This window comes from Sphingobium sp. LMC3-1-1.1 (assembly GCF_040676285.1).
Taxonomy (GTDB): Bacteria; Pseudomonadota; Alphaproteobacteria; order Sphingomonadales; family Sphingomonadaceae; genus Sphingobium.
In genome coordinates this window covers 17,999-36,285 of sequence record NZ_JBEGHQ010000023.1, presented here as the reverse complement: position 1 = coordinate 36,285, position 18,287 = coordinate 17,999, and the positions used below count along the sequence as shown (strand labels likewise).

Annotated in this window: 15 protein-coding genes; 4 read left to right on the top strand and 11 right to left on the bottom strand. The window is 63.7% G+C overall.

Translation table 11 applies throughout. From position 1 onward, the window contains the following. Positions 1-19 precede the first annotated feature (19 nt). The gene (locus tag MRBLMC3_RS13605; protein WP_363829627.1) at positions 20-379 is read left to right on the top strand and encodes a hypothetical protein; all 360 of its coding nucleotides are present in this window, start codon (positions 20-22) and stop codon (positions 377-379) included. A gap of 119 nt (positions 380-498) precedes the next feature. Next, positions 499-831 carry a UrcA family protein gene (locus MRBLMC3_RS13600; RefSeq protein WP_363737402.1) on the top strand — a complete coding sequence of 111 codons (333 nt, stop codon included), beginning with the start codon at positions 499-501 and terminating at the stop codon, positions 829-831. Between the two features lie 225 nt (positions 832-1,056). On the opposite strand, the gene MRBLMC3_RS13595 is transcribed toward MRBLMC3_RS13600, so the two are convergent. The 9 genes from MRBLMC3_RS13595 to MRBLMC3_RS13555 all read right to left on the bottom strand — a co-directional run bounded on the left by MRBLMC3_RS13595 (position 1,057) and on the right by MRBLMC3_RS13555 (position 12,166). Further along, positions 1,057-2,037, bottom strand: coding sequence for a DUF6923 family protein (locus tag MRBLMC3_RS13595; protein ID WP_414714647.1), 981 nt, complete (start codon positions 2,035-2,037; stop codon positions 1,057-1,059). 2 nt (positions 2,038-2,039) lie between these two features. Continuing rightward, on the bottom strand, positions 2,040-3,809 hold the full coding sequence (atzF, locus tag MRBLMC3_RS13590) for an allophanate hydrolase (protein ID WP_363829625.1): 1,770 nt from the start codon (positions 3,807-3,809) through the stop codon (positions 2,040-2,042). Beyond that, complete coding sequence (gene uca / locus MRBLMC3_RS13585; RefSeq protein WP_363829623.1) at positions 3,806-7,402, bottom strand: urea carboxylase; 3,597 nt, start codon at positions 7,400-7,402, stop codon at positions 3,806-3,808. The genes atzF and uca overlap by 4 nt, the downstream gene beginning before the upstream one ends. Continuing rightward, a complete protein-coding gene (locus tag MRBLMC3_RS13580; RefSeq protein WP_363829620.1) occupies positions 7,399-8,034 on the bottom strand; it encodes an urea amidolyase associated protein UAAP2 in 636 nt (211 codons plus the stop codon). The genes uca and MRBLMC3_RS13580 overlap by 4 nt, the downstream gene beginning before the upstream one ends. A gap of 110 nt (positions 8,035-8,144) precedes the next feature. Continuing rightward, positions 8,145-8,969: an urea amidolyase associated protein UAAP1 gene (locus MRBLMC3_RS13575; protein ID WP_363829618.1), complete on the bottom strand. Its 825-nt coding sequence runs from the start codon at positions 8,967-8,969 to the stop codon at positions 8,145-8,147. Then, on the bottom strand, positions 8,966-9,439 hold the full coding sequence (locus tag MRBLMC3_RS13570) for a CopG family ribbon-helix-helix protein (protein WP_133652750.1): 474 nt from the start codon (positions 9,437-9,439) through the stop codon (positions 8,966-8,968). Before MRBLMC3_RS13570 ends, MRBLMC3_RS13575 begins: the two co-directional genes overlap by 4 nt. Further along, positions 9,432-10,235 carry an ATP-binding cassette domain-containing protein gene (locus tag MRBLMC3_RS13565; protein WP_363829616.1) on the bottom strand — a complete coding sequence of 268 codons (804 nt, stop codon included), beginning with the start codon at positions 10,233-10,235 and terminating at the stop codon, positions 9,432-9,434. The genes MRBLMC3_RS13570 and MRBLMC3_RS13565 overlap by 8 nt, the downstream gene beginning before the upstream one ends. After that, positions 10,232-11,047: an ABC transporter permease gene (locus MRBLMC3_RS13560; protein WP_363829613.1), complete on the bottom strand. Its 816-nt coding sequence runs from the start codon at positions 11,045-11,047 to the stop codon at positions 10,232-10,234. The genes MRBLMC3_RS13565 and MRBLMC3_RS13560 overlap by 4 nt, the downstream gene beginning before the upstream one ends. Positions 11,048-11,083: 36 nt before the next feature. Next, positions 11,084-12,166: a putative urea ABC transporter substrate-binding protein gene (locus tag MRBLMC3_RS13555; RefSeq protein WP_363737410.1), complete on the bottom strand. Its 1,083-nt coding sequence runs from the start codon at positions 12,164-12,166 to the stop codon at positions 11,084-11,086. Between the two features lie 775 nt (positions 12,167-12,941). Here MRBLMC3_RS13555 and MRBLMC3_RS13550 point away from each other — a divergent pair. Further along, the gene (locus MRBLMC3_RS13550; protein WP_363829611.1) at positions 12,942-15,368 is read left to right on the top strand and encodes a TonB-dependent receptor; all 2,427 of its coding nucleotides are present in this window, start codon (positions 12,942-12,944) and stop codon (positions 15,366-15,368) included. A gap of 177 nt (positions 15,369-15,545) precedes the next feature. After that, a complete protein-coding gene (locus MRBLMC3_RS13545) occupies positions 15,546-16,484 on the top strand; it encodes an MBL fold metallo-hydrolase (RefSeq protein WP_363829609.1) in 939 nt (312 codons plus the stop codon). 145 nt (positions 16,485-16,629) lie between these two features. On the opposite strand, the gene MRBLMC3_RS13540 is transcribed toward MRBLMC3_RS13545, so the two are convergent. Together MRBLMC3_RS13540 and MRBLMC3_RS13535 are read right to left on the bottom strand one after the other, a co-directional pair. Further along, positions 16,630-17,235 (bottom strand): hypothetical protein, encoded by a 606-nt coding sequence (locus MRBLMC3_RS13540; RefSeq protein WP_363829607.1) that lies wholly within the window; start codon positions 17,233-17,235, stop codon positions 16,630-16,632. A 31-nt stretch (positions 17,236-17,266) separates the two neighbouring features. After that, positions 17,267-18,262, bottom strand: coding sequence for a sterol desaturase family protein (locus tag MRBLMC3_RS13535; RefSeq protein WP_363829605.1), 996 nt, complete (start codon positions 18,260-18,262; stop codon positions 17,267-17,269). Positions 18,263-18,287 lie beyond the last annotated feature (25 nt).

The window sequence follows — 18,287 nt, the reverse complement described above, 5'->3', positions numbered from 1 at the left end:
AGCGAGGGACGCCAACGCCATGACCCCTTTCGGCAAATTGATGCTGGGCGCGATGCTTGCCGCTGCCGCAACGCCCGCCCTGGCGACCGAAGAGCCGGGCACCCGGCTGGTCCATTGCCGATCCGGCAGTTGCCTGCTGGTGTCGGGCCGTCGCGATGACGCGGGCGCCCCGGTCATGATCAACGGCCATGCGGTATCGGTGGACGGCGCGCGCAAATGGCGGGTGCGGCTGCCTGTCGATACTGTCCGCCAATGGTCGCTTCCCCATGCCCGGACGATCACGGTTGCCGTTGGCGGTGGCGAGAGCGAGGTCCACCTGCCAACAGGCCTGTTGGGCCGGAGTGAAAGGCTGACGATGCTGGTCGTTCACGCCAAGTAATAAAACACTTCGCTATCAGTAATAAAATAACGATTTGAAGTCTTGTATTGAAAGTTTCATCTCCCGGAACTATGTGATCCGCAGTCGCCGGAGAGCGGCATTGGTTCAAGACACAGGAGATGATGATGAAGATTGGCCTTGCCGCCCTTGCCGCTGTCGCATGCGCCATCCCGGCGATTGCCAGCGCCGCCGACAATCCCTTTGCGCAGGATCAGGCGATATTGGACCTGAGGGGTCTGGACCTGTCGTCCGCGCAGGGACAACAGCGTCTTGCCATCCGCATGGAGCAGGCGGCCAATGCGGTCTGCGGTGACCGGCTGGCTGGCATCCACCTCGCCCTGGAAGCCAAGGCCCGCGCCTGCCGCGCATCCGTGGTGGCCGACATCCACGCCCAGGTCGAAGCGCAACTGGCAATGACTCCGGCGCCGGTGCGCGTCGCGGCGCTCCGCTAGAGCATTTCCACCATGAGCGGAAACGCTCTGGTCTTTTGATACCGCATTTTCAAGCGATCGGAACCGATCGCTGGTCAAGAAATCGCGGAAAACAAGGAATCCAGAGCGGTGATCTGATTCAATCAGATCGAAATCCAGAAGGACGGTCTGGAAATGCGCCTTTGACGCATTTCCAGACAAATTCCGGAAGAACAAGTACGCGACATGATCAGGGCAGCGCCCCGGTCATTTCGCCAGCCTGGCCGGATGGGGCCACCAGCTCAGCGTATGCACGTCATGCGCCGATGTCCAAAGGCCCTTGCGGGTATAGCGCAGCGCGCCGCTGCCTTCGACCTTGCCGACGCGAGCCTTGATCGTCAGCGTTTCGGGATCAATCGCCACGAAGGTCTGCCCTTCGGTCGTGCGCAGCCATATGACGCCGCCGCCCGTGTCGATATCGCCATATTGCAGCACCTCGCCCACCTTGACGCGGCCGGTCACCTCGCCGCTGACCGGATCGACGCGGGCGACCGTCCCGTCGCCCTGTTCCTGAACCCAGACGGCGCCTTCGCCGGCCGCCAGAAAACCCGGCTGCTTGCCCAGCGCCGTGGTCTTGACCACGCTGTTGGTCGCCGGGTCGATGCGCTGGATCGTCGCGCCGTCGCTGCTCACTGCCCAGACCGAGCCGAAGCCGGAGGCGAGATAATAGGTTCCCGCATTGACCGGGACGGTCGCCGTCACCTGGTTGCTCGCGGGATCGACGCGAGAGACGACACCCTTCTGGTCGCTGGCGACCCAGATCGATCCGGCTTCGGCGACGATGTTGAGTTCGCCCTTCGGATTGGCGATGCCGGTGGCTATGGTCGCCGTCTTTTCGGCGGTGGCGGTGTCGATCCGGACCAGTGCATTTTGCGCGCAATCGGCCACCCATAAGGATCCGGCCAATATCGCCATGGCGCCGCAGGGGCGCCCCATGGCGACTTCCGCCTTCTTGCCCTTCCGGGTCCAGCGTTCGACGCGACCGGCGTTGGTCACCCAGACGCCGTCGCCATCGACCGCCAGGAAATCAGCAAAGCCCGGCACCTGGATCACCTGCTCGGCGCTTGCGGGGGAAGCGAACAGGAAGGTGGCGCAGCTTGCCGTCAGCGCGGCGGCAAGCGCGGATTTCCTGGCCAGCGATCGGCGCCGATCGCCGGGAAATCGCCCCATGATGCGGAGCTTCGGCATCGCTAGGCCCTTCCGTCCATATAGGCGCGCCAGCCGCCCAGCGCCGTAATGTCCTCCGCGCCCGTCAGCGCGCGCGGCTCTGCGACAAAGCCCTTGACGCTGCTGCCGTCCGCCAGCGTCACCGTGCCGATCGCCAGCGGCGCAGGCACTTCGGCCACGAAACTTCCGAACTCCGCCACACCCAGCTCGTAAACCTCAAGCGCGATCGGGCCGCCATCCTCGCTGTGCACGAGCGCCGGCTTGGGCGGGACGCTGTTCGCCATGGCATAGAGCCGGTAGGTCGGCGCCGTTTCAAAGGCGCCGACGAACTTCGCCTCGCGCGATGTCAGTTGCCAGTGAAGCGGCATGTCCTTGAGATGAGCGCCCACGACGGCGAGTTTCACGGTCTGCATTTTGCCCTCCAGATCAAGCGGGGGTGGGGAAGGAAGATCAGCCTTGGCGAGATAGGCGTCCGCCGCGTCGAGCAGGGCGCGATCGCTGTCGGCGGGGCCGATCAGGGTAATGCCGAACCCGGTGCCATTGGCCCTGATGCCGGCTGGAACAGCCACGGCAGCCATGTCGAGCAGGTTCACGAAATTGGTGTAATAGCCAAGCGCGCTGTTGAGCGCGACCGGCGCGGCGAGCAGTTCGGCAACGCGGAAGGTGGTGCCTGTGGTCGGGAAGGCCATCAGGTCGATATCGGCCCATTGCTGGTCGGAATGCCGCTTGAGTTCGGCCAGGCGATAGATGCCGTTGAACAATTCCACCGCGCCAATCGTCAGCCCGGGTTCCACGACCTCCCGCACGGTGGGGTCGATCGCGTCGGGATCGTCGGCGAGCAGCGTCGCCATGGCCGCGGCCCGCTCCGCCACCCAGGGTCCGCCGTAGAGAAGTTGCGCCGCTTCGAGGAGCGGTGCGATGTCGATCTCCACAATATCGGCCAGCCCTGCCAGCCGCTGCAATGCGCGATCGTACAGATATTCGGATTCCACGTCGCCGAACCAGGCGCGCTGGTCCCGGCGGGGCACGCCGATGGTCCTGCACCGGCGCGGGAGGTCCGACAACGGCTTCGAATAGGGGTCCGCCGGATCGAAGCCGGCAATGATCCCGTCGAGCAAGCCGGCGTCAGCGGTATCGCCGGTGAAGACGGTGATGCAATCCAGCGTGCGGCAAGCGGGCACCAGTCCGCGATTGCTCCATCTCCCCTTGCTCGGCTTGAACCCGACCAGATGCTGGAAGGCGGCGGGCACGCGGCCCGAACCGGCCGTGTCCGTCCCCAGCGCGAAGGGGACCAGCCCGGCCGCCACCGCCACCGAGGAACCCGAACTGGACCCGCCACTGACATAGGCGAGATCATAGGCGTTGCGCGGACTGCCATAGGGGCTGCGCGTGCCGTTGAGGCCGGTGGCGAACTGGTCGAGATTGGTCTTGCCGACGCAGATCGCGCCGGCCGCGGCCAGGCGTTCGACGACCGTCGCCGACCGTCCCGGACGATAGGCGAAGGCCGGGCAGGCGGCGGTCGTGTCGAACCCGGCGGCGTCGATATTGTCCTTGACCGCGAACGGAACGCCGGCCAGCGGCAGGTCCTCTCCCGCGGCGAGGCGGGCGTCGATGGCCCGCGCGGCCGCGATCAGGTCGTCGGGCCTTGCCCGGCTGATCCAGATCTGCGGCTGCACGGCGTCATAGGCGGCGATCCGGGCAACCGTCTCCTCCATCACGGCAACCGCACTGGCATGGCCCGCCCTGATGTCTCCCGCGATTGCCGCAGCGCTGCGCCGGTCGAACGCGGTCATGCCCCGGCCCTCAACGCCAGCACCGGTGCGCCGGGCTGCAATGCCTGCCGCTCCTGCACATAGATGGCCGCGACCGTGCCGGTGAAGGGGCTCTGCACCGCGCATTCCATCTTCATGGCCTCGATGACGGCAATCGTATCGCCCGCCTTCACTTCGTCGCCGACCTCAACCAGCAATTTCCAGATACTGCCGCCAAAGGGCGTTTCGACCAGATCGGCCCCCTCCGGCACGTCGATCACGTCCGGCTCGGCCGCGTCGGCCTCCGTCAGGCTGGTGATGCGGTCGAACTCGCCGCTGCGCTGCCATTCGGCACGCTCCTCGTCGAAGGCGTCCTGCCGGTGCGCCTCGAAGGCGGCGATGGCATCGGCATTTTCAGCCAGGAAGGCGCGATAGTCGGCCAGCCGGAACTCCGACGGTTCGATCCGGATGGAACGCCGCCCGCTCGGGAAATCGCGGCGCCATTCGGCCAGTTCCTCCGCGCTGACCGGATAGAATCGGATCTGATCGAAGAAGCGCAGCAGCCAGGGCTTCCCCTCGACAAAGACATCGGTCTGGCGATGCGTGTTCCACACCTGGATGGTCCGGCCGAACAGTTGATAGCCGCCCGGTCCTTCCATCCCGTAGATGCACATATAGGCGCCGCCGATGCCCACGACATTGGGCGGCGTCCAGGTGCGGGCGGGGTTGTATTTGGTGGTGACGAGCCGGTGCCGCGGATCGACCGGGGTCGCGACCGGCGCGCCCAGATAGACGTCGCCCAGCCCCAGGACGAGGTAATTCGCCTCGAAGATCAGTTGCTCCACCGCCGCCGCGTCGGGAAGGCCGTTGACGCGACGGATGAATTCGATGTTGTCCGGGCACCAGGGCGCGTCGGCGCGCACGCCGCCCATATATTTCTCGATCGTCTCGATCGTCGCCGGATCGCGCCAGCTGAGCGGCATATGGACCACGCGGGAAGGAATGGTGAAATCCTCAAGGTCGCCCAGGCGCTCCTCCGCAGAGATCAGCGCTGCCAGCGCGGCACGCTGATCCAGTTGTTCGCCGTCGAAATGCAGTTGCAGCGAACGGATGCCCGGAACGACATCGATTATGCCGGGCAGGGCGATCCGTTCCAGCTCCGTCATCAGTGCGTGGACCCGAATCCGCAATTCTATGTCGAGTATGATGGGACCATATTCGACCAGGATGTTGCGATCACCCTGCTGGCGATAGACAGTCCGTGGACGGCCGGGCTGCTCCGGCATCTCTGCAAGGATGGGCGAGAGCATTTCGATCGGCCGCACCGGCGCGGCATCCTCCACCGATCCGGAGGCGAGCAGCCGCCGCTGCAACGCATCCGCCACGGCCGCATCGTCGATGTTGACGGGGGCGAAACGCAGCTTGTCGCCCGGCGCAAGCTGGCCGATTTTCCACCGATCGGCCGCGATCACCACGAAGGGGCAGACGAAACCCCCAAGCGAAGGGCCGTCAGGGCCCAGGATGATCGGCATGTCGCCGGTAAAGTCGACGGCACCGATGGCATAGGGATTGTCGTGAATGTTGGATGGGTGCAACCCGGCCTCGCCGCCGTCGGCGCGGGCCCATTGCGGCTTGGGTCCGATCAGGCGGACGCCGGTGCGATTGCTGTTGTAATGGACCTGCCATTCGGCGGCGACGATGGCCTCTATATCGGCATCGGTGAAGAAATCCGGCGCGCCGTGGGGACCATAGAGGACGCGCAACGTCCATTGCGTCGAAAGAGCCGGCAGGTCGGCGGAAGCAAGCGGCGCGCCTGTTCGATCGCGCGCGAGGTGCAGGGTATCGCCCGCCAGCAGCCGGCGAGCGGCGTGCCCGCCGAACTGGCCGAGTTCGAAGGTGCTGCGGCTGCCGAGATAGGGCGCGATGTCGAGACCGCCGGCGAACAGGATATAGGCCCGCAGGCCGCCGCCGGACGCGCGGCCAAGGGCAAGCGTCTGGCCGGCCACCACGTCGATCGCGACGCCCCGTGCCACGGCCTGGCCATCCAGCGTCGCCCCGAAATCAGCGCCCATGAGGCAGATGCGCGCCGGCGCGGTGAAGTCCAGCGTCGGGCCGGTCACCGTGACTTCCAGTCCGGCGGTCCCTTCGGGATTGCCCAGCAGCCGGTTGCCCATGCGGAAGGACTGATCGTCCATCGGCCCCGAAGGAGGGACGCCGACCGCCCATAATTTCTGCCGGCCCGGCCAGTCCTGAACGGTGGTGGCGGTGCCGCCGCTGATCACGCGGATGCTGCTGGGATGGGAAACGACGCCGTCAAGAGCGCGGGTGGACACCTCGCCGCTGACGAAGGCGTCGGACCGGACCACATCGCGCAGCCAGCGCAGATTTGTCTCTATGCCATCGACGCGGCTCTGGTCGAGCGCGGCCTGCATCTTTGCGATCGCCTCATCACGCGTCGGGGCATGGACGATCAGCTTGGCCAGCATCGGATCGTACCAGATGCTGACGTCGCTGCCTGCCATGCACCAGGTTTCGGCGCGGATGTCGGGGGGGAACTGAACCGCCGTCAGCGTTCCGGAAGTCGGACGATAATCGAGCGTCGGATCTTCGGCATAGAGCCGCACCTCCACCGAATGGCCGCGCGGCTGGGGCGGCGGCGCGTCGAGAAAGGCAAAGTCGCCCGCGCCGCCGCGGATCATCCATTCGACCAGATCAATGCCCATCACCTCTTCGGTGACGCCATGTTCGACCTGCAGGCGCGTATTCATCTCAAGAAAGAAGAATTGCTGGCGCTCGGCGTCGTAGAGGAATTCCACGGTTCCGGCGGAGCGGTAGACGGCGGCCTGGCCCAGGCGGGTGGCGGCGGCGATCAACTCGCGGCGGACGGCGGGCGGCAACAGGGGCGCGGGGGATTCCTCGACCACCTTCTGGTTGCGGCGCTGGAGCGAACAGTCGCGCTCTCCCAGCGGCATGACCCGGCCTTCGCCATCGCCGAAAAGCTGCACTTCAATGTGCCGCGCCCTGCGGATATAGCGTTCAAGGAATATGCCCGCGTCGCCGAAATTGCTCTGGCCCTGGCGCGCCACGGCGGCAAAGCCCTCCCGAACGTCGCTTTCCTCCTCGCAGATGCGCATGCCGATGCCGCCGCCGCCGGCCGTTGCCTTCAGGATGACGGGGAACCCGATATCCCGCGCCGCCGCCACGGCCTCCTCCTCATCGGTCAGCAGGCCGGTGCCCGGCGCCAGCGGCACGCCATGGGCCGCCGCCAGGGCGCGCGCGCTGTGCTTCAGGCCAAAGGTGCGGATATTGTCGGTCGTCGGGCCGATGAAGACGATGCCGGCTGCGGCGCAGGCTTCGGCAAACTCCACATTTTCGGCAAGGAAGCCGTAGCCCGGATGGATCGCGCCGGCGCCCGTGGCGCGGGCGGCGCTCAATATGGCATTGATGTCGAGATAGCTGTCCGACGCCCGCGCCGGGCCGATGCAGACCGCCTCGTCCGCCTGCGCGACGTGCAGGGAATTTTCGTCCGCTTCGGAATAGACCGCGACCGAGCGCAGGCCCATGCGCCGCAAGGTGCGAATGATGCGCGTGGCGATAGCGCCGCGATTGGCGATGAGGACCGTATCGAAGCTCATGCGGTCACGATCATGCGGACGGGGGTTGGGTTGAAGCCGTTGCAGGGATTGTTGATCTGCGGGCAGTTCGACACGACGACGATCACGTCCATTTCCGCCTTCAGGTCCACGGTCAGGCCGGGCGCGGAGATCCCGTCGACGATGCCGAGCGAACCGTCTTCCTCGACCGGCACGTTCATGAAGAAGTTGATGTTGGAAACGATGTCGCGCTTGCCGCGCCCTTCCAGCAGATTGGCCTCCAGGAAGTTTTCCACGCAGGCATGTTCGGACTTGGTGTGGTGGCCGTAGCGCAGCGTGTTGGATTCGCACGAACAGGCGCCGCCGATGGTATCGTGATAGTCGACCGACGTCGCCGCGATGGTCATCATCGCGCGCCCCTCATTGGATCGCAGCACCGTGCCCTCGCGCAGGAACAGATTGCCCTGCGCGGCCACGGTATCCTGCGCGCTGTACCGTTCAGCGTCGTCCGCCGCCGAATAGAGGAGGAAGTCGACGGCCTGGTTGCCTTCCAGGTCGACGATGCGCAATGTCTGGCCGGCATCGACATGATGCAGCCACGGCGCCCGTGCGGGCACCACGACATCATGGACAATGGCCCCCGAAAGGCCCGTCAAATGGGGATCAAAGCTCATGCGGAAACCCGTTCTTTCCTGGGCATTTTTCCAGTTGGCCCCTGATGGTCGACAATCCGGAAGATGCGGGATCAAAAGACAGAGCGTTTTCGCTCAAAGGCAAAGGCGCTCTAGCGGCGATAATAATCTTCGACATTCAGGAAGGCGCGCAGTCCCTCCGGCGTGGCATTGCGGATGACGTCGTCCTCCGGCGTCACGGGGCCGCGCCAGGCGCTGGCCCGCAGCGGCGTCACGGTCCACCGCTCCCGCGGGTCCAGGACATGGGGGCAGTTGGCGATGACCAGTGTCACGTCCATCTCGGCGCGCAGCACGACGCTGCGGCCGGCGGGAAAGGGTCCGATCAGCGGCGTGATCGCGCCATCCACCTCGATCTTCGCGCCCTTGAACAGCGTCACGCAGGGATGGACGTCGCGCCGCTGCAACCCGTGCTTCGCCGCGCCCAGCAGGAAACGGTCGCGTCCGTTGGGACAAGGCCCGCTATTGGCGCCATTGCCGTAGCGGGCGGCATTGGTCGCGGCGTTGGAAGTCCCGCAGAAGCTGTCATGCGTGCCCGCGCTGTCCTCCAGAAAGCTCATGAGCACCCTGCCCATGTCCGACAGCAGCAGCTTGCCCTGGCCCAGATAGGCGTTCCATTGCACCTTCACCGTATCGGCCACGTTGAGCCGCTCGGTCGGCATGTCCGCGTTGAACAGCAGCATCGATGCGCAGGCATCGCCCCTGAGGTCGATCAGGCGCAGGCGCGCGCCGCGCGGCAGGCGGCGCGTGGCATAGCCGCCGGCCGCGATCGTTTCTTCCCACAACAGGTCCTGGGCAGGCACGTCGGCCGGAAGGTCATCCGCCGCCGGCGGCAACAGCGGCATCGCCTCCACCACCGTCCCCGCCATGCTGCGGGCGTGATCACGGGCGGCCAAGGGATTGGCGAGAGATCCGGTCATGCGGCATTCCCCTTCTGGCTGCCGTTTTCCTGCTCATAGAGCGGCGGCAGCAGCGCGGTGGTCGTGACGAGCTGAAGCTGGTGGACGCCCCGGACCCGGCGCAGCGCGTCGCACAATTCCTTCAACAGGGACGCAGGCCCCTGCACCAGCAGCACTTCAAGCGACTGGTCCCCTTCCAGGAACACATGCTGGGACGAGATCACCTCCTTGAGATAATCCGCCTGCGTCTGGGCAAGCTGATGCCGCACCCGCCCCCGATCGCCGCGATAGACGATCGTGATGGTGCCCGCGAGCATCTCGTCCGGGCGGGTGAAGGCCTCATGCTCGGCCAGCGCGTGGCGGATCAGTTCGGCAATGAGCTGGGACCGCGACGGCAGCCCGCGTTCCTCCACCATGGCGTCGAGTTGCCGGAACAGATCGCCCGGCAGGCTCATGCTGAGCCGCGCCAGAGTTCCGGTGTCGCTACTCATGATCCGTCCTTTCCTCTTCATTCCGTTCGCTCTCGTCCGGAGCGTCGGATTCTTCGCTCGCCGCCGGTTCTGACCGGTCGCGCAGCGGCAGGTCGTAAACCGCGGTCGCGCCGAACCGATGGGGCGCGTGCGGGTCATGGCGGCGCTTGTCGAGCGCAAGCACCCGCGTGCCGAGCGAAAAGGCTTCCCTGATGTCGTGGGTCACCATGATGATCGTCAGCGAATAATCCCGCCAAAGCCGCGTGATCAGCACATGCATGTCCGCGCGGATGCCGGGATCCAGGGCGCCGAACGGCTCGTCGAGAAGCAGGATGCGAGGCTGTTTGATGAGGGCCTGGGCGATGGCAAGACGTTGCTGCATGCCGCCCGACATCTGCGCGGGATAGAGATGCATCGAATCGCGCAGGCCGACCGCGTCCAGCATCTCCTCCGCCTCCGCCCTGGCTGCGCGGCGCGCATGGCCGAACAGCCGGCCCGCGAAGGGAGCCTCGGCGCATTCCAGCCCGAAGATCGTGTTCTGCAGGGCGGAAAGGTGCGGGAACACCGAATAGCGCTGGAACACGACGCCGCGATCGGGCCCGCATTCCGGCGTAAGCGGCGTTCCGTCCAGCAATATGGTCCCGCGGCTGGGCACTTCCTGGCCCAGGACGACGCGCAGCAGGCTGCTCTTTCCGGCGCCGGAGGGCCCTATGATCGAGACGAAGGAACCCGTTTCGATGTCGAGGTTCACCTTCTCCAGGACGATCTTGTCGCCATATTCGACCCAGATGTCGCGAAGGGACAGCAGCGCGCTCAATGCCGCTCTCCATGTGCCCAGGGGTAAAGCCATTGGCTGGCGAGGGTCAGCGCCACATCCATCAGGATCGCAAGGATCGCGATCCAGGCGACATAGGGTATGATCACGTCCATCGAGAGATAGCGGCGGACCAGGAATATCCGGTAGCCAAGACCCACATCAGACGCGATCGCCTCCGCTGAGATCAGGAACACCCAGGCCGGACCAAGCGACAGGCGGACCGCGTGCAGCAGGCGCGGCATGGCCTGCGGCAGGGCGACGCGGATCATGATCTGCCAGGAACTGGCACCCAGCGTCTGCGCCTTGATGATCTGCTCCCGCGGGAGGGCTGCCACATGGGCGGCGATGTCGCGCATCATGACGGGCGCGATGCCGATCACGATGAGCGCAACCTTCGCCGTCTCCCCCAGGCCCAGCGCGATGAACAATATCGGCAGCAGCGCAATGGGGGGGATGACCGCGACCGCCGTCACCAGGGGTCCGAAGGTCGCGCGCACCGGCGGCAGGACGCCGAGCACAAGCCCCGCCACCAACGCCGAGAGCGTGGCGATGCCCAGGCCCAGCCCCAGGCGCTGAAGGCTGGCCAGCGTGTCGGCCCAGAAGACAAGCTGGCCGGTCAGCGGGTCCGGTTGAAAGAGCAGCGCGGCCATCGCCGTTGCCATGCTGCCGGGAAGCGGCAGGATCTTGTCCAGCGGATTGGCGGCATGGCGCTGCGCCGCGATGAACAGGTAAAGCAGCACCAGCAGCAGGATCGGCAGCGAACCCCAGAAGATCCGTTCGCTTCGGCGCGCATGTCGATTCACCCAACGCATCGTCTCATCACCTTCGGCAGGATCGAATGAACGCGATCAGAGTTTTCCGTCCGCCGCCAGCTTCATGAAGCTGTCGTCGAACCGCAGCGTCACCCGCTGCGGATCGCCAAGCGTCTTTCCGCCGGGAAAGGCGATGCCCACGGCGTCGGCCGACGACGCGCCCTTGAACAGCCCCTTGGAAAAGCTGAAGTCGCGAACCTGGGTCATGGTCTTGACCAGCGCCGGAGCAACGGTCGCGGCCACCGCTGCCTTGGGATCGGCATAGAGATGCGTGGTCGACAACTGGCCGTCGAAACTTTCCGGCGTGGCGCCCGACAATTTGGCCATGGCGGCGCGCGCCGCCTTGCCCTGCGCGTCCTGCCGCTGCATCAACGCGACGGTTTCATACCAGATGCCTGTCAGCGCCTTGCCAAGATTGGGGTTCGCCTTGAGCGTCGCGGTATCGACGGCGAGCAGGTCCAGTATTTCGCCCGGGATCTGGGCCGAGCTGAACACCTGCTTCACGCCCGGCTGCGCCTTCATGACCGAAAGCTGCGGATTCCAGGCCACCGCCGCATTGGCCGCTGGGCTGCCAAAGGCGCCCACTATGTCCGCGTCGGACGTGTTCACCGTCCGGACGTCGGTGGGCTTGAGGCCCGCCGTCTGGAGCCCGCGCGCCAGCAGATAATGCGACACGGAAAGCTCGACCAGATACACCTGCCGCCCCTTGATCGCGGCGAGCTGATCCGCGCCCTTCAGCAGGATGCCATCATTGCCGTTCGAATAATCGCCCACGATGATCGCGCTCGTATCCTTGCCGCCGGCAGCGGGAATGGTGAGCGCATCCATGTTCGTGACGGTCACGCCGTCGAACTTGCCCGCAGTATATTGATTGATCGATTCCACATAGTCGTTGACCTGCACGACATTGATCTTGATGCCGTATTTATCGGCCCACTTCTTCACGATGCCCGCCTGTTGCGCATAGGGCCACGGCATCCATCCGGCGTAGATTGACCAGCCGATGCTGAACTCTTTCCGCTGCCCGGTCGCGGGATCGGGCGCCTGTGAACAGGAGGCGAGCATGAGAGCCCCGGCGAGCGCTGCGATCATGCCTGCCTTGCCAACCGTCCTGATCATGATTCGATCCCCTTTCGCAATGCAGCATCGCCTTGCTGCATGGCCTTGTCCATAGAAAATATTACGACATTCATAAAATGTAATAACGTCGGAACCAGACATGGGCCGGCCCGGCGCTGTCGGAAAATCGTCAACGTGCGGGGACATCGTCGAGATCCTTCTCCCATCCTGCTGCATTAAGCGGATTATCAGACGATTCGGAACAGGTTCGCCACCGGGGCGATTCGCCGGGTCGAAGCCTTTCCATCCTTGGGCGGCACACGGGTCTGACGAGGTGTTGCAAGAGATGCCATCTTGTCGGACAAGATGCTCATCCCGCCAAAATCCGCCATTTAATGCAATGCAACACGTTCCGTCCTTCATACTGAGCAGGTGCGGAATTATTACGCTTGACGCGATAGGTAATATCCATACCGTGTCCTGTGTCGTTCATGCGAGCGGCGGAACGGGAAAGGGCGATCTGCCGCAAAGTGAGGGCATGTGGATCGAACAGGGGTCAGCGATGCAGCAGTGCCGGGCGAGATACCGGCTGTCGCCCGCATAGCGCGCGCGGCATTCAAGCGCGGAACTCCATGTGATTTGCGCGATGTTCGGAAATGTATCGTCACCTTTCCGCTTCGCCATGACAGGCTGTTCAGAAACGGCTGCAGTGTAAGCCATTATAAAAATGATCGGTCCTGCGGCGGGCAAATTATGTGACAAGACGCCGGCTCGTCCAGAGCGTCAAGAGGAAGGATGTCACTCAAGGCTCAACGGCAAGGGGGTCGGAGAGACTATGAAATTGCTACGCAATACGCTAATGGGCGCGACCATTTTGATGGGCGTCGGCACCAATACGGTTTTCGCGCAGGATGCCGCGGAAAATGACGGATCGAGCGGCGACCGCAACGAGATCGTGGTCACGGCCACCCGCCGCGCAGCCACCATCCAGGACGTTCCGATCAACATCAGCGCCGTGGGCGCGGAGCAGATTGCCAAGCAGCGGATCGACGATGTGCGCGATCTCGCTGACTTCACGCCCGGCATGACCATTTCCGACACTGGCCCCGGTTCGACCGGCACGATCGTGCTGCGCGGCCTCAACGCGTCGGACACGGACAGCTCGGGCAATTCCTATGACGATGCGATCGGCGTATATCTGGGCGAGGTTCCGCTCTATTACGACTTCAAGATGCTGGACATCGCGCGGGTGGAAACGCTGCTGGGTCCGCAGGGCACGCTTTACGGCCTGGGCACCCTGGCGGGCGCGATCCGCAACATCCCGAACCGGCCCAACCTGACGACCTTCGGAAGCGAGGCGCATGGCCGCCTTTATGGCAAGGATCATAGCGGCAATACCGGCTTCCAGCTGGACGGGGTCATCAACATACCGATCTTCCAGGATCATGTCGCCTTCCGGTCGGCGACGGGCTATTATTACGATCCCGGCTTCATCGATTCCCCCCTGCTGTTGCAGCAGCCTGGCGTGTCCCTGCCGCAGCCGAGCGGTCCTGACGCCGTCACCCCCGCGGATTATGCCGCGAATCTGAAAAGGCGGGACGACGTCAACTTCGAAAAGACCTTCACCACACGCAACCAGTTGCTGGTGCAGTTCAGCGAGGATCTGCAGGCCAATTTCACTTATGCCTATCAGCAGACCAGGACCGACGGCGGCCAATATAACAGCAACGGCGTTCTGGGGACGGGCCGATATGAAAATGCCGCCCGTTATCTCGAACCTGTGAAGCGGCGCGCGCATCTTGGCAGCATGGAAATCAACGCGAATCTGGCGGACTTCGCCGATCTCGTCGCGACGACTGCCTATACCGACGTCAGGAACCAGAGGCGGAGCGACAATACCGACCTGCTGCTCGACCTCGATTATGGCTATGAGACGTTTCCGGCCTTCTCCAGCTGGAACGAGTCCGTCGATCGACGCAAGCAATTCAACCAGGAGGTCCGCTTCGTTTCACGGCATGGCGGGCCGTTCAGCTGGGTGCTGGGTGGATTCTTCAACCGTCAGAAGCTGCATCGCGACTATGTCGAGCATGTGCCGAACCATCCCTGGGTCGAATTCGGAACGCAGCCCAATCCGGACGAAGTCGAATATGCATCCTATGTGAGCTCGAAAGTCACCGAAAAGGCAATCTTCGGCGAAGGCACGTTCAGGGTGACGCCGAATTGGCAACTTACGGCAGGTGCACGATACTTCGGATATACTTCGAAGATCGCCGGCGCGCTTGTGGTGCCGCTGATCGGTGATCCGGTCAGTCCCTATGACATGCCGCCGGCCGGGGGCAAGGCGAAGAAGAGCGGCTGGGTGTGGAAGTTCAACAGCTCCTATAATTTCACGCCCGACATCATGCTCTATGGGACATATAGCAAGGGCTATCGCATCGGCGGTCCGAACAGTGTCGCCCCCTGCCCCAATCCGCTGCCCAACGATCCGGACGGCGACAATATCAACAATACCCAGCTGCCCTGCGGCCTGCCGAACGAAGTCCAATATGGCCCGGATACCACCAAGAATGCGGAAATCGGCATCCGCACCCAATGGTTCGACCGCAAGCTGACGTTCAATTTCAACATCTTCCATATCAAATGGGATGGTATTCAGCTTGATTCGGCCACGCTGAACGGAATTGTCGGCATCACGGTGAACGGCGGCAAGGCGAAGTCAGAAGGCTTTGAAACCTCTTTCCAGGTAAAGCCTGTCGACGGCCTGTCGATCCAGGGCACCTATTCCTACACGAATGCCAAATTGACCCAGAATGTGCCGGACAACATACCCGTCAACGATCCGGCGGGAACCTATCCCAGCGTTCCGATCAAGCTCGACGCGCTATCCGGCGACCGCCTGCCCGGTTCGGCGAAGAACAGCGGCAGCCTGGGCGCGACCTACACCCTGCCGTTCAAGGAGGGCAACATCGTCGCAGACTGGACGGCGACCTATCGCGGCAGCGTCGTGACGCGGCTCGGCTGGGATCGCGCCTTTGGCGACAAGCTGCCCGGCTATGTGCTCCATCGCGCCTCGCTGGCCTATGAAACCGAAAGATACAGCCTGGGCATCTTTGCCAACAACATCTTCGACAAATATGCGGTGTCTTCGGTCGCCAACGACCGATCCCGCGTCGGGCTGAACGATGGAGTGGTCCTGCGTTACTACAAGCGGGCAGTCATCAGCCCACGAACCTTCGGTATTGAAGCACGGTTCAAATATTGAACCACATCCGGGAACGGGGAGTATCCATGACGGATCGCTCCCCGTTTTCCATATATCGATCATTTTGAAGTCGATCTCTTGCATCCGATGTTACCGAGGATTCGACATCTACGGAAAGCTTGCTTTCCTTCCCATGAGAATGTTCCGGAAGATATTGCAAGGAAAGGGAGGCGGGACATGACAGCGCGCGGCACTGCGGTCGTTCGATCGGCCAGGCTGGCCGGGATCATGCTGGCGATCATGGTCCCTTGCGGCCAGCCATCCCTGTCGGCCAAGGGAGCTGCGGCGCCCCGGCTGTTTGCCGAGAGTTGGATCGACGGGACGTTGCCGCAGGAACCGGAAGTCCAGGTGCAGGCGCTGGACAACGACAGTTTCGTCATCCGCCAGTCGGTGAAGACCAATTTCGAGGCACCTTTTCTCTACCTGCTCTTCGGCCGCGACAAGGCGCTGCTGATCGACACCGGCGCGGAGGGCGGCCGCATCCGACCCGCGGTGGACCGGCTGGTGGCGCAATGGTCGGCGGCGCATGGACGCCCCGCGGTTCCGCTGGTCGTGGCGCACAGCCACAGCCATGGCGATCATGTCGCCGGCGACAGCGCCTTTCGCGACCGGCCCGACACGACGGTCATCGGGCTTGAGCCCCAGGACGTGGCCCGCTTCTTCGGCATTGCGCGCTGGCCCGACAGCCTGGCCACATTCGACCTTGGCGGCCGCGCGCTCACCATCATTCCGACTCCAGGCCACCAGGCCGCGGCGATCATGGTCTATGATCCAAGGCTGAAGATCCTGCTGTCAGGCGACACGCTTTATCCCGGCCGTCTCTATGTGCCCGTCAATTTCCTGCCTGACGATCGCGCCAGCGTCGATCGGGTGGCGGCGTTCGCGGCCCGGCATCCCGTCCGCGCCGTGCTGGGCGCGCATATCGAAATGACGCGGTCGCCCGGCCGGGATTATCCCCACGAAGCAAAGGCGCATCCTGACGAACATCTGCTGGAATTGCCGGCAGCAAGCATCACGGAGCTTCAGACCGGGCTCAAGGCCGCCCTGAATGTACCGGAGCAACCGCAGGTGCATGACGATTTCATCATATATCCGGTCGCCCCACGTCCCAATTGAGGATGCATGGCCGGAGCGTTTTCGCTAGAGCGCGTTGCGTTAAATCCGAGTCATGCAGCGCGCTCTATACTTTTGACGTCGCATCGTTTTTGCGCAAAACCGGTTCTCACTTTTGCGCACGACGCTCCAGGCGGACGGAAAGACGCTATGCGCCTAGCAGGCTCTTTCGAAACAGCGACCTGACCAGCCTGCCTTCCAGAACGCGCCCGACGACATAGAGGCAGGCGAAGATCGCGGCGAAGATATAGGCGGCCCTGGGGGAAGGTTTCTTGTCATCCTCCTCCGACTTCGCCTTGTCCTTCTTCGGCTTTTCGGGCGCGGGCGCACCCAGAAACTTGTCGATCGGATGCAGCTGCAGGATCGCATCCTTTTTCTCGGGCTTTTTCGCCGTCGCATGGGCGGTTGCCTTCTCGATCTTCCCGGCGACGATGGTCAATTGGGCAAAGCCCAGGAAAAGCAGGGGCGCCAGAAAGCAGAACAGCAAGGCCCGGCTGCTGAGATGATAGTGCAGCACAAGTCCCGCCGCACCCTTCCTGATCTGAAGCACGCCGCCGTCGAAGATCGACATCCTGTCCTGCGCCCCCTGCCCCTTTTTGCGGAAGGTCAGGGTATCGTCCGTCCGGTCGTGGCTGGTGCCCGCCTCGCGGAACAGGGGGTCAAGCCTGCCAAAGGCGTCGTCACGCGATTGCCCCGGCGCGAGCGGCAGGCTGCCCCGGACGTGCCAGAGCCAATCGATGAAGCGACGGTTCACAGGATGTCCCCTTGCAGGCACCGGGGGTCGATCATTCGGCCGGCTGGGCGGTCACCGGGGCGGAACGCGCCTTGCCGAAACGCTCTTTCAGCGATTTCCAGCCCTCGGTGAAGGGATAGGTCATCGTTTCGGCGATCGACATCTTGCGCCCGCCCTCCATGCCCAGCAGTTCCGCCTCGCCATCCACGCAGGTGCCGAAAAGGCGGTCGATGACGATCCAGGTGCTCGCATAGTTGCTGCGCGTGGCTTCATAATCCTGCGAATGGTGCATGCTGTGATGTTCCGTCGTATTGAACAGGAAACGCCACCAGCGCGGCGAGTTGAAGCGGACATTGATATGCTGGTAGGTGCCGACGGCCAGGCCCAATGTACCCGCGAGCAGGGCGGCGCGGGGCAGGAAGTCGAAGAAACCGCCTATGCCGAGGCCGATCAGGAACAGTTCAACCGGATTGCCGACCGCGCCCTTGTTGATGTTCAACTGGGTGATGTAATGATGCGGCGCATGGGTCAGCCACAGCGGATACCAGTTGTGCATCCCGCGATGCATCCAATATTGGCCGAAATCGAAGATGAACGAGATCAGCAACGCCTGCAGCAGCAGGGGCAGGCCCGTGAACCAGGCCAGCTTGTCCCAGTCGAAATCATGCTGCACCGCTTCGATCACGACATCGCTGCCGATATAGCGTTCCACCAGGTTCAGCAGCGTATAGCCAAGCCCCACATAGAAAAGATCGCTGGCGAGTTCCTTCCATGTCAGGCGCCAGCTTGCGTGGCGCGGGTTCACCCACTCAAGCGCGAGCAACAGGATTCTGACGCCGATGCCGATACCGATGGCGGTCGATGCCTTGGCGATCGAATTGGGCGCATAATACCAGAAGGCGATCAGCGCGAACAGCAAGCTGGGCTGGAACCAGGTGAAGACGAACCGCTTCAACGGTCCTCCTTCCACGCGCGGTATGTTTTCCCACCCCACGACGACGGGCGCCTGCGCGCCTATGATCCTTTTACCTACCCGAACTCCGTCCATACCGTCCTCACATCGCTGCCCGGCC